Origin of the sequence: Pseudomonas sp. 20P_3.2_Bac5 (genome assembly GCF_025466035.1) — a bacterium.
In the GTDB taxonomy this organism is placed as follows: Bacteria; Pseudomonadota; Gammaproteobacteria; order Pseudomonadales; family Pseudomonadaceae; genus Aquipseudomonas.
On record NZ_JANLOA010000061.1, the window covers coordinates 1 to 16246 of the forward strand.

Sequence of the window (16246 nt, forward strand, 5' to 3'; positions counted from 1 at the left end):
CCCAATAATCAGCAGCAACCCGGCCAGAAACATCGTCCGAGAAGACTAAAAACACACTGCAAACAAAAGCCCAGCGGGACGACGCTGGGCTTTTACTGTGGAACACCAAGGACAGCGGTTGCCCTTCTTATTCAGTCCTGTGCTCGCCTGAATCGATGTCTCTATCCAACATTTCTTTCAGATCTTTCAGGTCTTTCAGGCCTTTAAGACTGCGCCCCCCGCTTTTCACTTCTTCGCCTTGCAAGGCCACTTCTCTGCTTGTAACCGCTGCCTTCACCGTTTCCAATTCCTCGACCTCGGTGAGTTGGGAGACTTGCAGAACAATGTCATCTACGCCGGCCATATCGGTTCACCTCACAAGAAGGGGCGACAGGTTGCCTGCCCGCTGCACCATTCTTCGCGTGCCGTGCAGGTTGCGCACCTGACAATACTGATAGTGTTTCAGACCGTTTTGGCGTAACGCTCATTCACTACACGCATGAGCCGCTCATGCCCGCCGGGCCAGCGGCACCGCCAGTTGCGGCGGTGGCACCTTCAGCTTGCCGGGGGTCTTCAGCGGCATTTTCGGTTTGCCCAGCGCCACCACGCTGTTGAGCAGGATCCGCACCAGCTCGGTCTGCCGGCGCACGCCCGTCTTCGAGAAGATCGAGCGCAAGTGGGCGCGGGCGGTGTTGCGGCGGATGTTCAGTTCCTCGGCGGCCTCTTCCAGCGACAAACCGTTGGCCAGCTCCATGGCCAGCGCCGTCTCGGCCTTGGTCAGGTTGAACAGTTGCTTGGTCACCAATTCGCTGGCCAGCGACTTGCTGGCGGCATCGCGGATGTACACCAGCGCCGCCGGCTTGCCCTTCTCTTCCGCCCAGTCCAGCGACGGGATCGATTCGACCACCAGGCCCAGGTTGACCTGCCCGGAAGGCCGGGTCACCGACATGGCTTCGGCGCTCTTCGGCGCATCCGGGGAGAACGCCGCGCGGATCAGCCGTTGCAGTTCGCGGTTGTCGCTGGGGTACGTCGCTTCCAGACGCCCGCCCACCAGTTTCAGGCCATCGGCCTGGGCCAGCAGGTCCTGGGCCACCGGGTTGACCCGCAGCACGCTGCCGCTCTCGTCCAGCACCAGGGTCGCCACCGACAGGCGGCTGATGGCCTGGGCGTAGAGGTCGCTGAGGGATTCGCTGCGGTCCAGCAGGTTGTGCACTTGCAAGGCCCGGCGCAGGTGCGGCAGGAACATCGCGCACAGGGCGCGATCATTGCGCGAGAATGCCGGCGCCTGTTTCGGCCGGGTGATCCGGAAGCGCAGCTTGCCGCCATCGGGGGTGGAGATGTCCGCGCCCATCACGTGGTAGACCCCTTGCGGGCCGCAGAACATCTTGAAATAGGCGCAGTGTTCCCACTCGGTGGACGACATCACGTCATCGACGGTGAACACATAGTCCAGTGGCTGGTTGGTAAAGGGCGTGTGGGTTTGCGGGTAGGTCATGTAGCTGACGTCGCCGGCGCCCTCGATGTCGCCGACGATGATCATCACGCCCATGTCCGGCTGGTCCGGCACGCGCAGGATCAGGGTCACGTAGTTGGCGTCGTAGAGGGTGCGGAAGCTGGTCAGGGCGCGGGCCATCAGTTTCGGGTCCATCGCGCCGTCATAGACTTCGCCGACCAGCCGGTCGTAGCCGGCCAGATCCAGACCGAGGCTGCTCAGGGCGTCTTGGGTCAAGACAGGATTCTCCACAGTCTTCTCCTCGCTCGGGTAAGGCGCGCTGGCCTTCCCTTGTTATTTTTATAATTTCGGCTCGGGGGCATCGCTGCCCCTTTGACAGTGCACATCTCGCAAGGCGAGGCCTTTCTGCCTTGTAGGACAAATCGGCCCGCGCCACAGTCTCCCTATCTCCCGCAGCGCCCACAATAGGGCGCCCGCTTATATTTTTGATTACCGGATATGTGGTGCCGCTGGCTGTTTCTTCAGACGGAATTCGCCCCGCACCACCTCCACCGATTGTGCCTCCCGGGCCACCAGCGGCCGCCCGCGATTGAACCAGGCGGCCAGGGCCGGCAGCAGGAAGATCGCCCCAAGCACGTTGACCAGGAACATGAACGACAGCAGCACGCCCATGTCGGCCTGGAACTTCAGCGGCGCGAAGGCCCAGGTGCAGACGCCGATGGACATGGTGAGGGCGGTGAACACCGCCGCCGTGCCGCGCTGGCACATGGCCTGGTAGAAGGCTTCGCGCAAGTCGGCGCCCGCGGACATCTCGTGCTGGATGCGCTCGTACAGGTAGATGCCGTAGTCCACGCCGACCCCGACGCCCAGGGCCATCACCGGCAGGGTCGCGACTTTCAGGCCGATGCCGAGCATGGCCATCAGCGCGTTGCAGAGGATTGCCACGATCGCCAGCGGCACCAGAATGCACAGCACCGCCCGCACCGACAGGAAGGTCAGCCAGCAGAACAGCGCCACCGAACCGAACAGCGCCGCCAGCATGATTACCTCGGCGCGCTTGACCGCTTCGTTGGAGGCCGCCATCACCCCGACATTGCCGCCGGCCAGGAGGAACTCCACCCGTGGCGTGGCCACCTCGGCGATGATCCGCTTCGCTTCGTTGACCGCATGGCTGACGGTGGCGCCTTCGTGGTCGGCGAGGAACACCAGGATCTGCATCTGCTGGCAACCATCGGTGACCAGCCCGTCGTCCGGCATGTAAGCGCGGGCCCCTTGGCTCAGGCCGCGAGACGAACCAGGAATCGCCGCCCAGCGCGGGTTGCCCTCGTTGTTACCGGCGATCACCCGCTTGCCCATGCCGGCCACGCTCTGCACCGACTGCACGCCCTGCACCGCCCGCATGCGGAAGTCGAAGCCTTCCACCGCGCGCATCACTTCCGGGTTCAGGCAGCCTTCCTCGACACCGTGGGTCTGGACGAACACCGCCAGCACGTCCAGGCCGATCGAGTAGCTGCTGATGATGCGGGCGTTGTCCTGGTTGTAGCGCGAGTCGGCGCGCAACTCCGGCGCGCCGGCGCCGATATCGCCCACCGCCAGGTCGCGGGCCTTCCAGGCGCCGGCCGCGAGGAGCAACAGGCTCAGGCCGAACACCGCCAGCGCCGGGCCCGGCTCGGCCAGTGCCGACAGCCGCCACCACAGCCGATGACGCGCTTGCCGGCTGGCCTGCTCGCGGCTGAGCAGGCCGCGCTCCAGCGGCAGCCAGGAAATGATGATGGGCAACATCAGTTTGTTGGTGATGATCATCAGCATGACGCCGATGCAGGCGGTCACCCCCAGTTCGTGGACGATGGGAATGTCGATCAGCATGATCACGCCGAAGCCTAGGGCGTTCATCAGCAGCGCCAGCGAGCCGGGAATGAAAATCTTGCAGAACGCCGTGCGTGCCGCCTGCAATGAGGTGGCGCCGGCGACCACGTCCTGTTTCCAGGCGTTGGTCATCTGCACCGCGTGGGAGACGCCAATCGAGAAGATCAGGAACGGCACCAGGATCGACATCGGGTCGATGCCCAGGCCCAGCAGCGGCAGCAGGCCGAGCAGCCAGACCACCGGCAGCAGCGCCACCACCAGCGCCACCACGGTCAGGCGCAGAGAGCGGGAATACAGCCACAGCAACAGGCCGGTGATGACGAAGGCGATGGCGAAGAAACCGATCACCGTGGTCAGGCCCTCCACCACGTCGCCCACCAGCTTGGCAAAGCCGACGACGTTGATCTCGATGGTGTCGCTGGCATATTTCTGGCGGATCTCTTCCAGGCTGTTGGCGACCTGGGTGTAGTCCACCGGTTTGCCGCTGCGCGGGTCGAGGTCCTGCAGGTCGGCGCGGACCATCGCCGATTTCAGGTCATTGGCGATCAACCGGCCGACCTGCCCGGACGCCGCGGCGTTGCTGCGCACCTGGGCGAGGTCGTCGGGGCTGCCGCTGAAGCGTGGCGGCACCACCACATCGCCGTAGAAGCCTTCTTCGGTGATCTCGATATAACGCACGTTGGCAGTGAACAACGACGTCACGCTGGGCCGGCTGACCCCGCTGATGAAGAACACATCGTCGGTGACCTTGCGCAGGGTTTCGAGGAATTCGGGGTTATAGATGTCGCCCTCGCCTTTCCAGCGCACGCTGACCAGCAACCGGTTGGCGCCGGTGAAGTACTGGCTGAACTTGAGGAAATTCACCATGTAGGCGTGGCGAACCGGGATCTGCTTGTTGAAACCGGGGTCCAGTTGCGTGTTCAGGGCGCTGTAGCCCAGCCCCAGGCTGAGCAGCACGAATAACGCCAGCAGCCCCTTGCGCCAGGCCATCAGCCAGTCCGCGACGAACTCGACGCTGTGCGTCACCCATTGCTTGACCTGATTCATTGTGCGTCTCTCATGCAAACCGCTCCCTGATCCGGTGTTCTTGTTTCAGGGGATAGTCAAGGCTGAGAGGGTTTGCGGCATCGTCCAAATGGCTTAATAACCGCTGAAACGAAAACCCCGTGGCGTGTCTGAGCGTCGACGGGCCACGGGGTTTTCGAACGGTGTGAATCAACAGCAACATCACGGCGGCAACGACCGCCTTCAGGCAAACGGGGTTTCTTCAAACGCACCACCCGCTTTGTGCGGCAACGACTGGAAGGGATCGGCAAAACGGGCATTGCCGGAAAGTGCTACATCATTGATTTCCTGGACTCCGCCCAGTTGTGTACTGACGAAGTTATCCCCCGTTACCGGTTCGACGGTTTGAATCATGCTCCAGAAATCAAGGGTGTTGTCCGTGATTTCCGCCACTTTATAAACGGTTGTGGGTGCGTTTTCAGCGAGCATTTTCAGATGGGTTGCCTGTGCGCGGTAGGAAACCGCGCGCGCGCCTTCGTACAAATAATGAGGAACTTTTGCCGCGCTGTACCAACGCTGAGCGCCGGCCAACGCTGACTTGCCGAGCGCTGTTGCGTAGAGCGATATATAACGTGCGGCCATATTGAGTGAGCCCCTGCTCAATGTCTGGGCTAATTGAGCGACGGGTTTTGCAGCCCGGTAAACGCCATGCGCCACTATGCCCAATGCAGGCCCTGCCAGGCCCGCGCCTACTGACATCACTCCGAGGCCGAGGCCGATTTTCCCCAATACGTTGGACGTCTTCGGGTCGCTGTCTTTCAAAATGATCGAGGCCAACTCGAAATAGAAGGCGCCCATTGAGATACCCGTCACCGCCATTGAAAAGGCCAGCGAGGCACCGGATGTCAGTGGTGCCAACATCGCCCCCACCCCGGTGATCACAAGACCGAACTCCCGCGTCTCCATCCACGGTTTTTCACCATAGCGGCTGTATTGCATGACCACCTGGTGCCCATCGTAGTCATGGTTATTGACCGGGTCGGCATCGCAGTAACTGAAGCGGGAGAGCCCTCCTGCGTCAAACGGACTCCAGCTATCCGGTGACTGAAACCGCTGCAACTGCGGGTCATATAAACGGTAGCCGTTACCCAGATGGTAAAACCCCAGGCGGTTGAGTGGCTCACCTTTGAAACCGAGCCAGGTCACGGACTTCGGCTCGGGTTTGCGATAGCCGTAAGGGGTATACGTGAAGTAGGTAACAGCCTTGCTGGCGGCATCGATACTGGCGAATACCGTACCTGCCGCATCGCGCAACTCGAAAGAACAACTGGACGACGCGGCGGCTGTACCGCTCGTTATCACCGCCTCTTGCAGGTAGCAACTCGGGCTGTCGTTTTGCAGCACAAGTGTGCGCTCGTTGAAACCATGGGTACTTTCATCGTCGCGCTGGACCACCGCATAAATCCGGTTGTTGCGGTAATGGTAGCGCTCACTCCATTTGCCTTTGTTGGCACCGCGAATCCGCCCGAGGTCGTCATACGCGAACACATAGGCTTCCTCGCCAGCGATAGTGCAGGTATCAACCTGTCCGTTGCGGTGATAAGCGAAGCTGCGGTTACCCTGCTGGAGGACAAAACCAAACAGGTCATATCGGGTTTCACCTTTATCCGACCCCGTCATCTCCTCAGGTTTTCGCCCATAGGTGTAGCCGATCGTGGTGGTTGCGACGGATGCGGGGCGAGTGGCTCCGGTATAGCAGTCGTCCAGGCGTGACCGGACGTTGCCCACGCAGCCATAAACGAAGGCCTGTTTGACACAGTGCTGGCCGTTGTCATTTACAACACCTGGGCCGGTGCAGGACCACGCTTGCAAGCGCTTGAGGCCGTCGTATTCATAACTGTCGGCGCATTTCTCCTTGCCTTTGACCTTCAAACTGCTTTTTTTAAGACGGCCGTCGCCCAACAAGGTGCGCTCAATGACATGGGGATCAACACCGTCACAGGCAAACGCGCGGCTGATCTCATGACCACTCGCGTCGTATGTGTAGGTGACGGTCATCGTGACGTTACTGTTCAGCGCCTTGATGGTCTCTTTTTCCAGGCGGCCGCTATCCGCGTATACCGAGGTTGTTTCGCAACGGTTGTTCTTCGAGGCGGTAATGCGCCCAAAGGCGTCATAGGCGTAGCGGGTGAGTCCGCCCTCCAACCCTTCGAACCCGAGCAGGCAGCCACGCAAGCTGAAGGTGCTGGTTGAAGCGCAGGTGCCTTTCGGCTCGACAATGCGCTCGCTTCGCGTGAACCCGGTGCAAACGGTTTCGTAACCTGCCAGGGGAGATGGCGCGCCGCTATCTTCTACTCCGGCGTTTTCCTGCGGTGCGGTTTCTCCTGCAGCGTGGGTTCCTGTTTCAGACACAGGGGTTCCATAGTCATCGATCAGGCATGTTTGCTCCCACACTTTCCGTGTAAAGCCACGGCCCAAGGCATCGTTCATCTGAACACCCAAGGCCGTGGCCTCCTCACCTTCGATCTGCGCACTCAGCCATTTCGAGTAACGGTCTCTCCAGGAGATGGAGGAGGTGAGCCCGTCTGTCGTGGTGGTGCGCAAGCGCCCGGTCGCATCATAGGTGTATGTCGTAGGGGCACCTATGCAGGGGGTGAGGGTTGTGAGCTGACCGTAGGCGTCGTAGCGGAAAGAGAGGCTGTCTTGTTCGGTCTCCTTGTTGTCCTTGTCCACGTTCAGGTACTTGATCGACGTCGGCTGCCCGGCAGCGTTGATGGCGCGAACAACCTTGAAACGAGTACCGCCCGGGACGCCGTAGGTTTCACTGCTAGTGCCCTGCGCATCCCGTTGGCGCTCAACCTGAAAACTGCCCTGTGTCAGGGTTTCACGACCCGCGGCAACGGTGAGCGTCTGGATTTTGCGGTCAAGTTCTTTGCCGTCGCTGCCCTTGAGCACCTGGGTGACCGTCTGGCTGCCGTCCGTGCCGACTTCACTCCAGCGCGTTTCGCGGGTCATGCAGCGTTCGTGGGCGCTGTCGTAGTCGTAGTCACACCGGCTGGCGACCGCACCGCCAGGGTGATAGGTGGTGGTACTGGTCGACAGCCATGCCTTGCCATCGGGGCTCAGCCAACTCTGACGCTCCCGGTTCAGCGTATCCCTGACCACCCGGGTTCGTACGCCAGTCCCGCCCTCGTGGGTTTCACATTGATACAGTCCGCCTTTGAGCACAGTCCACTCATGCAGCCGTTCCGTGGTTGTGCCGTCCGCTAACGTCACCTTCTGCGCCGTCAGCCTTCCCTGTTTGTCATATTCGTAAGACGTCTCGACGTTCTCGCCGTTTTTCGACCCATGCAAACGCCCGGTGTAAATGGAACTACGACAAGACGTGTGAATCTCTTTAATAGGCTCGGGCCGCGAGGAGTTGCATTGGGGCTGAACAACAATTTCGGTAAGGAATTCATCGTCGCCCCCGTCCGCGGCAGACTCAACTTTATAAGAAAAGGTGGTCGTAACCCCAGAACGTCCATCCTTTACCCCTTCAGGCGTGAGCCACTCCATGTCCTTTTGACTGACCAGGCCAAAGCCTGGCAAGTTACTGTCGGTTTGATACTTCAATGTTTCTCTACATATTGCGAATGGCGACTCGACAGCGTCCAACTTGAACCCTCGCGCATTTTGCTTGCTCTGAAAGTCCAGGCTTTTCTCCAGATCAGCCAGCGTTTTCTTGGCTTTTTCCCCGTCTTGTTTTTTCAGGCTGTCCAGCAGTGCCTTGGCCGCCTCTTTGGCTACCGCCAACTGCAAAGCGGAAACATCGACTTCGGTGTAGTCCGGCCGTAGTACCGTCAATTTTATCTCCGGCACGACCATCACGCCCAAGGGGCCTTTATTCAGGGTTTTATAGCCATAAAAAGCCAGGCTCAACGCATACTTGTTTTCACCCTCTTTGCGATAGACCAGTTCAGACTCAACGTGCGTGCATCCGCCACTTTCATCACCTGGGTATTTGATATCCACAGGCAGATTGAATGCATTCCGGGCATAGTCATTGGCCGCATGACTCATGCTGACGGTTGTTTCTATGCGAGTACCCCAGGTAAACCCGGATGAACCGAATGCGAGAGCGCCCCAGCCGACCGGGTTCAAATAGTCGAGGGGCGCCAACAGGATGCCGAAGAAACTGGTGTTGCTGTAGCCGACTTTTTTCTCCGTTACGGTGTATTTTTTGTAGTTATTGAAATAGGTCCATTCAGTAACCGTGTCACCTTGTGCTCTCGACACCAGGTTACCGCTGGGGTCATATTCCAGCGTTACCTCATCGACCGTGACCCCATCAATTTTCTTGGTGGATTTCACCGTGGCCACGGCACGCTTATCGTCCACCTTGACCTCTTGCTCCTGAGTGACAGCCACGCCATTGGCAATGACCGTCTCCGACACCTGCCGGCCGTCCTTGTACTGGTATTCACGAGTGCAGAGCACAACAGCGTCTTCATCACCCTTTTTCATCTGGCGGCAGGTGATGGTCGTCTTGTCGGCCGTGTACTCATACGCTTCAACAAGAGGATCGACGCCCGCGCCAGGTGAAACTTTATATTCACTGACTTTATCGCCTGCGTAGGTCACGGACTCGGTATGGGTGGACGTGTCTAACCGCGGAGCGTCACCTTCCTTGGCCCCGGCAATCATGTGTTCCGTGATGATATCGATGCGGCTCAATTTATCGTCGACGAGAGTGCTCCGGTATATTTTCTTGCCCAGGATTCCGCACCCCGTAACCGTGACCTTGAACTCAACGCCCTCCGCCCTGAAGTCATCATCCGCCTCCAACTCATACGTCACTTGTTCATGGGTATCCGGAAACACGATGAGTCGTTTGAAAATCAAATTCTCCCCAAATTTATTGATATGCCGGTCATTTCGCGGTGCCGCTTCAGTCTTTAACAGGCATCGATCACCCGCACAAATTGAACGTAACCTGGAACCCAAATCAGAAAAAGAATCCTCGTAAATATCGGTTTCCCAGTCTAGTTTTAATGTTTTTCCTGTAGGGGCAGAGTACGCCAACAACAGCCCGCCACTGTTCGAATAAATGTGATGCTCCTTGCCACCGTCTTCATGACGCACGTGGATATCACAAAAATCACCATTCTCAGCGTAGTGAATGGGCCCGGCCGACAGTGTAAAATCACCAAAATCCTTCTCGCTCTTCTCACTAATACTCGTGGTAATCAAGCGCCCGTCACGAATGGGCAAGCCCAGTATATGCAGGACTTCATCATACCTGACACCGGATATCTCGCTTATAACACCAACAGGCAGGAGCGTAATACTGGGAGATTCCAAGCTACAAAACAAACTCAAGTTTAACGGTACGCTCAGCCCTTCATCCGCATAAAGACCAGCAATGGGGATTGAAAATCTACCCTGACCAGTCTGTGGATTGATCGAGATATGTTTCTCGAAAAGATTCGGGTTGGAAGACATGAACGGTGCTCCTGAAAGGAATGGCACTACGCCCCACCCATTCCACCACCGCCGCAAAAAGGCCACAACTGACAGAATTATCAGTTGTGGCCGTAAAAAAACCTGCTAGCGGCTTTATTGGAAGTTTCGATAAAGCGCTGCCGGTTCTAACTCCGGGTGTTCAAAGGGATCCTCGTCGTCGAAGTCATCCAGTTCCACGTCCCCATCGATATCCATGTCCCCGCTCAACGAATGACTGAAACTGTCAGTCGCGGCAATAATCTGGAAATCCTGGATCTGGGTCCAGTAGCGAAGCGCGTCATCGGCGCGTGATAGGGCCAACGGCATGGTAGAGCCCCTTTCAAGCACTCGCTTCATAAAGGTGGCATGCGCCCGATGAGAAATCGGGCCCATGCCCCGGTAGAGGTAGTCCGACGCCTTGGCAACGTCTTGCCAACGCTGCGCTGCACCCAGCGCGGATTTGCCAAGTGCGGAGGTTTGCAGGCGCATATAGCGCCCGGAGAGCGCCAGCGATTTGTTGCTCAGGGCCTGCGCGGCACGCGCAATCGAGTTCGTGCCGTGGGACACCGCATGCGCAGCGAGCCCCACAACGGGTTTGACGATACCGGCCGTGATGCCCGCGAGCCCGAATGCGAGCCCCGCAGTTCCCAGGGCCTTGGATAATTTCGGATCGCTGTCCTGCAACAGGATCGACGCCAGGTCGAAATAGAATGACGCCGCGGAAGCGCCCGTCACCGCGATGGAAAAGGCCAGTGATCCTCCGGCCGACAAGGGTGCCAGCATCGCGCCCAGGCCAGTCAGTACCAGACTGAACTCACGGGCATGGATCAAGGGCATCCCGCCATGGCGACTGTATTGCGCAACCACCGTGTGCCCGTTGTAGTCATGGTTGTTGACCGGGTCCGCGTCGCAGTAACTGAACCGTGAGAGTCCTCCCGCGCCAAACGGGCTCCAGCTATCGGCGGCCTGGAAACGCTGCAGTTGCGGGTCGTACAGGCGGTAGCCGTTGCCCAGGTGATAGAGCCCCAGGGCATTGAGCGGCTCGCCTTTGAAGCCGAGCCAGGTCACCGCGCGCGAGTCGGCTTCGCGATAACCGTAAGGCGTGTAGGTGAAGTACGTGACGTGCTTGTCGCTCAGGTCGATGCTCGCGAAAACACTGCCGGCGGCGTCGCGCAGCTCGAAAGAACGGGTTCGGGAAGGGTCACCCGCAGCGCTGAACACAACCCGGTCCTGCAGATAGCAACTCGGGCTGTCGTTCAGCAGCACGAACCGGCGCTCACTGAAACCCTGGCTGCTTTTGCCGTCGCGCTGGACCAGCGCGTAAATCCGCTCGTTGCGGTAATGGTAGTGCTCGCTCCATTCACCCTGGCGTGCGCCGCGGGTCCGGCCGAGATCGTCGTAGGCAAACACATAATCCGCCTCGCCCTCGACAGAACAGGCGTCGACCTGGCCATTGCCGTGATAGGTGAAGCGCCGGTCAGCCTGCCGGGTCACCCTGCCGAACGGGTCGTGTTCTGTCGGGCCGTTGTTCGACGCGGTGAGTTCCTCGAGTTTTCCGTAGCAGTATTCGAGGGTGCGGGTCGTGCAGGCGTCAGGGCGGGTGTTGCCGCTATAGCAGTCATCTGCCCGGGACAGCACATTGCCCAACGGGCAATAGGTGAAGACCTGCCGGACGCAACGCTCGCCCTCGCCGTTGCTTGCGCCGGGGCCGGAGCATGACCAGCTTTTCAGCCGTTTGAGCCCGTCGTATTCGTAGCTGTCGCTACGCCTGGCCTTGCCTTTGACGTTCAAGCTGCTCTTTTGCAGGCGACCGTCGCCCAGCACCGTGCGCTCGATCACATGGGTATCAACGCCGTCACAGGCGAAGGTGCGGCTGATCTCATGGCCGCTTTCGTTGTACTGGTAGGTCACGGTCATGCTGACGTCGGGGTTCAGCGCCTTGATGGTTTCTTTTGCCAGCAGGCCGCTGTCGGTGTAGGTGAACGTCGATTCGCAGCGCGCGTTGCTGGACCGGGTGATGCGGCCCAAGGCGTCGTATTGATAGCGCGTTGCCCCGCCTTCCAGGCCCTCGAACCCGATAAGGTTGCCGCGCAGGCTGTAGCGGGAAATGGATTCGCAGGTGCCCTGTGGAGCGACTATCCGCTCGCTGCAGGTGAAGCCGCTGTTGCTGCTTTCGTAGCCCGCCAGGGTTGGCGGCACAGGCGCATCGTCCTGAGCCGCGTCGAGCGTCTTCACCTGGCCCCAGACGCGCTGCGAATAAACGCTGCCCAGGCCATCCGCACTCTGACGGCCGACAAGCCGGCGCTCCGTTCCGGCGCCGATATCCTGAACATGGATGTCCACGTCATTGGCGGTGACGTTGGTGTACGTCCGGCTGATTTCAATGCCCTCGGTGGTGGCCGTGAGCACGCGCCCCATCGAGTCATAGCTGTAGGCAGACGCACCCGCGAAGGTGGGCGTCAGTTTTTCGAGTTGGCCATAGGCGTCGTAGCTGAACAAAAGGCTGTCCAGCTCGGTTTGCCTGTCGTCCTTATCCAGCTTCAGGTATTTGACCGACTCCGGTTGCCCGGCCGCGTTGCAGGCGCGGTGAACCAGCAGCCGGTCTTTTCCGGGCGTGCCAAAGGTTTCCTTCAGCGCACCGTGCTCGCCGTACTGGCGCTGTACCTGAAAACTGCCTTGGGTCAGGGTTTCACTGTCGGCGCCGATGGTCAGCGTCTGGCTCTTGCGGTCCAGCTCCTTGCCGTCGGCATCCTTGAGGACATGGGTGATCGTGTGGCTGCTCTGGGTGTCGGCGTCGCTCCAGTGTGTTTCCCGGGTCATGCACTTGTTGTGGCTGCTGTCGTAATCGTCATCACAACGGCTGGCCCGCCGGCCACTGGGGTGATATTTGGTGCTGCTGGTTTGCAGCCAGGCAACGCCATCCGGACTGACCCAGCGCTCGCGCTCGCGGCCGAGCACATCCTTGATGACCCGGGTTCGCCGGGTTGCGTCGGTGCTGTGGGTTTCACACTGGTAAAGCCCGCCCTTGAGCGCGGTCCACTGGAACAGCCGGTCAGTGCGCGTGCCGTCCGGCAGCGTCACCTCCTGGGCGACCAACCTGCCCTGCTCGTCGTATCGGTAGGCGGTCTCGATTCCGTCACAGTCCTTGGCCCACTGCCGGCGCCCGCTGTAGATGGAGCGGCGCTGGGACGAATGGACCTCGGGGCTGGTTGACGCCGAAGTGCGTCGGCCTGAAACCGTGGTGTCGATGCACAGCGCATCGCCGCTGCCGTCCTGCGAAGGCTCCACCCGGTAGTCGAAGGTGGAGACAACGCCGTCGCGGCCTTTCGGCGCGCCCTCGGCGTCGAGCTGACGCCGGGTTTTCTGGGTAATCAGTCCATAGCCCGGTTTCTTGTTATCGCTCTGGTACTCCAGTGTTTCCAACAGCATGCCGCCGTTGGTCCAGGGCTTTAGCAGCTTGAACCCTCGGGCATTTTCCTTGCTTTGCGCGACCAGGCTCTTTTTCAGGGCGGCAAGGTCATCGTCTGCTTTCTGCTTTTTGAAACTCTCCAGCAACTCCCTGGCGGCGGCATTGGCCACCTCAAGTTGCTGAGCGGACACATCGACTTCTTCGCACGACGGCTGCAACACCGTGAGTTTCTGTGCGGGAACAAGCCCCGCGCCAAGGGTTTTGTAACCATAGTAAGTCAGGCTCAGGGCCCGTTTCTTTTTGCCATCCTTGCGGTAAACGAACATTGATTCGACATGCGTGCAACCGCCACTCATATCGCCTGGGTAGTTGAGTGCCACCGGCAACTGGAACGCTTCCTTGGCGTAATCATTGGCCGCGTAACTCATGCTCACTTCACTGTCGATGACCGTGCCCCAGGTAAACCCCTGCGAGGCGAAAGCATGCATTCCCCAACCAATCGGATTCAGATAGTCGAAGGCCTTGAAGAACAGACCGAAGAAGCTCGTGTCCTCGAATTTTGTAGCTTTTTCTTCTACCCGGTACTTCTTGTAATTGTTGTAGTACGTCCATTCGGTGACCGTGTCACCCCGGGTTCTGGACACCAGATTGCCGCTCGGACCGTATTCCAGGGTTTCCTCATCGACCGTTACTCCATCGACGGCCCGGGTGGATTTGACGATGGCCAGCGCATTTTTCTGGTCCAGCGTGACGTGTTGTTCCCGAGTGACCTTGATGCCGTTGGCGACCACTGATTCGGCAACCTGGCGCCCTTCCTCGAAGAGGCACTCGCGGATACCGAGCACCGTGCCCTCGGCCACGTCATCGCCCGCGCTGACCTGACGGCAAGTCATCGTGGTTTTGTCGTCACTGTACTCATAGGTTTCAACAAAGGTATCGACCCCGGCCCCGGGTGAAAGGCTGTAGCTGCTGACTTTATCCCCGTCGAAGAGCAAGGTTTCCGTGTGGGTGGAGCTCTCCACCACAGGCGCATCGCCTTCTTTCGCACCGGCAATGCTGTGCTGCCGGCAGACGTCGATCTTGCTGAGCTTGCCGTCGGTGGTTTCAAGCCGATAGACCGTCTTGCCCAGGATGCCGCAGCCCTCGACCTCGATGGTGACAATCGGGTCGTGCCCCTTGCGCTCGGTTTCCTTGAAGGTATAGGTAACTTGCTCAGGCGTACCGGGGAACACTACAAACGCTTCGAAGATTTGAGCGTCCTTTGAAGTACGTTGGTACTTGCCCGCTTTTAACACCCTTACTTCTACCCGACGGCAGTGCTCGCCCTTGACCTTGAGCAAGCATCGATCACCCGCCTCAATGGAATGCAGTCGCGCACAGCTATCTTTTCGTTCATAGACCTTGTCATCGTAGGTCCACTCAAAGTTCAAGGACTTGCCGCCAGGAGCGCTGAACCGGGTCAACACCACCTCGGCGATGTTTTCCCCGAACCTGGAAAACACCTCCCCCCCGCCGCCCTTGTGAGACACGCGGATCAGATGATTGAAGCGCGTGTAGGTAATGCCGATATCACCGAAGTCATTCTCGCCCCAGGTCAGTTCCTGACTGATCAAACGGCCATCACTGAGCGGCAATCCCTCCAGTAACGCGCCACGCATCTTCCCCGATGGCACCAGTTGCAAAAAAGGCCTGTCCAGGCTGCAGAACACGCTTAATTTGTAAGGCGTACTCAGCCCTTCATCCGCATACAGATCGGCGATCGGCAAAGAGAACATGCCCTGGCCGGTCTGCGGGTTAATGGAAACATGCTTGTGGAACAGTTCCGGATTAACCGAGGCCATGGGCGGTGCTCCTGCGGAGGCGAATCATGCGCCATCCCAGCACCGCGCCGTTATTGGCGCAACTGACAGAAATATCAGGTGCGCCACGCGAACCCTGTGGGAGCCGGCGTGCCGGCGATAGCGTCCTCAGCGTTCCCCATTGAATGGATAAGCCCACGACGCCAACACCCAACCTTATCGCGAGCAAGCTCGCTCCTACACGAGCGCGCAAGTCCAGACGCCGCGGCGTGCGGCGTCATCAGAGCATCCAACCCCGTTCAGGCCCGGTACAAAATCACCAGATCATTGATCACCGAAGGCCGCTCCTGCCCCAGCACATGGATATTGATCTCCAGCGTCAGTTGCGTGCCGCGCCCGAGCAGTTCCACGCTCTTGACCCGCGCCCGTGCATGGATCCGCGCACCCGCCGGCACCGGCGCGGGGAAGCGCAGGCGGTCGGAGCCGTAGTTGATCTGGGTGCCGAAGCCGGTGATCTCGAAGCCCAGGGCCAGTTTCATCCGCGATTGCAGCACCTGCACCAGCGCACCGTGGGCGATGGTGCCGCCGAACGGGCTTTGCAGGCGCGCCCGCTCGGGGTCGGTGTGAATCCAGTAGTCATCGCCGGACAGTTGGGCAAAGGCGTCGATCAGCGCCTGGTCGACGACGATCACGTTGCTCCAGTCGCTGAAGCTGTCGCTGACCAGTGACTGCAAGGCGGCGGCATCGTTGAAGTCGATCTTGCGCACCGGCGCCGTGTCCTCGGCCGGTTGCGGCTCGGGCTCCAGGCCCGGCAGCGGCTCCAGCGCGGCGGCGTCCTTGTCCAGGCCGGTAAAGCGCAACAGGCGGTTGCCCTTGCCATCCACTTCAGCGAACACCGGCTGCAAGGCCATGCCGATGTGGATTTCGTCTTCGTCCAGGCCCACCAGGTTGCTGTTGATTCGCACGCCTTCGGCCAGTTCGACCACCGCCAGTTTCTGCGGCATTTCATCGGCGAAGTCCGGCAGGGTCGGGATGCGCGTCAGGGTGTAGCTGTACAACGTTGCCCGGCCCGGCACTTCACGCCAGGCCAGGTCGTGGGCCAGGCACGACGGGCAATGCCGGCGCGGGTAAAACACCCAGTGCGAACAGGCGTTGCACTGTTGGATCAGCAGGCGGCGGGCCTTGATCCCTTCCCAGAACGGCGCGGAAATCTCCGTGGCAACGGGCATCGGTTTGTTGTTGGACATGCTC

The 16246-nt window shown here is 59.7% G+C and carries 6 protein-coding genes; all 6 read right to left on the reverse strand.

What is annotated here, in order from left to right:
* Positions 1–127: 127 nt before the first annotated feature.
* Entirely contained in the window at positions 128–343 is a 216-nt protein-coding gene (locus tag NTD88_RS09865; protein WP_262129400.1) for a hypothetical protein, read from the reverse strand.
* A gap of 144 nt (positions 344–487) precedes the next feature.
* Complete coding sequence (locus NTD88_RS09870; protein ID WP_095154983.1) at positions 488–1723, reverse strand: helix-turn-helix transcriptional regulator; 1236 nt, start codon at positions 1721–1723, stop codon at positions 488–490.
* Between the two features lie 198 nt (positions 1724–1921).
* Entirely contained in the window at positions 1922–4345 is a 2424-nt protein-coding gene (locus tag NTD88_RS09875) for an efflux RND transporter permease subunit (RefSeq protein WP_095154984.1), read from the reverse strand.
* A gap of 201 nt (positions 4346–4546) precedes the next feature.
* Positions 4547–9787: an RHS repeat-associated core domain-containing protein gene (locus tag NTD88_RS09880; RefSeq protein WP_262154879.1), complete on the reverse strand. Its 5241-nt coding sequence runs from the start codon at positions 9785–9787 to the stop codon at positions 4547–4549.
* 114 nt (positions 9788–9901) lie between these two features.
* Complete coding sequence (locus tag NTD88_RS09885; protein WP_262154880.1) at positions 9902–15037, reverse strand: RHS repeat domain-containing protein; 5136 nt, start codon at positions 15035–15037, stop codon at positions 9902–9904.
* Positions 15038–15294: 257 nt separating this feature from the next.
* Positions 15295–16242, reverse strand: coding sequence for an OB-fold domain-containing protein (locus NTD88_RS09890; RefSeq protein ID WP_095154987.1), 948 nt, complete (start codon positions 16240–16242; stop codon positions 15295–15297).
* Between the last annotated feature and the right edge of the window lie 4 nt (positions 16243–16246).

Bases quoted from the DNA above. Each gene is read 5' to 3' on its own strand.
- NTD88_RS09865 (WP_262129400.1), bottom strand. From the start codon at position 343: ATGGCCGGCGTAGATGACATTGTTCTGCAAGTCTCCCAACTCACCGAG.
- NTD88_RS09875 (WP_095154984.1), bottom strand. From the start codon at position 4,345: ATGAATCAGGTCAAGCAATGGGTGACGCACAGCGTCGAGTTCGTCGCG.
- NTD88_RS09880 (WP_262154879.1), bottom strand. From the start codon at position 9,787: ATGTCTTCCAACCCGAATCTTTTCGAGAAACATATCTCGATCAATCCA.
- NTD88_RS09885 (WP_262154880.1), bottom strand. From the start codon at position 15,037: ATGGCCTCGGTTAATCCGGAACTGTTCCACAAGCATGTTTCCATTAAC.
- NTD88_RS09890 (WP_095154987.1), bottom strand. From the start codon at position 16,242: ATGTCCAACAACAAACCGATGCCCGTTGCCACGGAGATTTCCGCGCCG.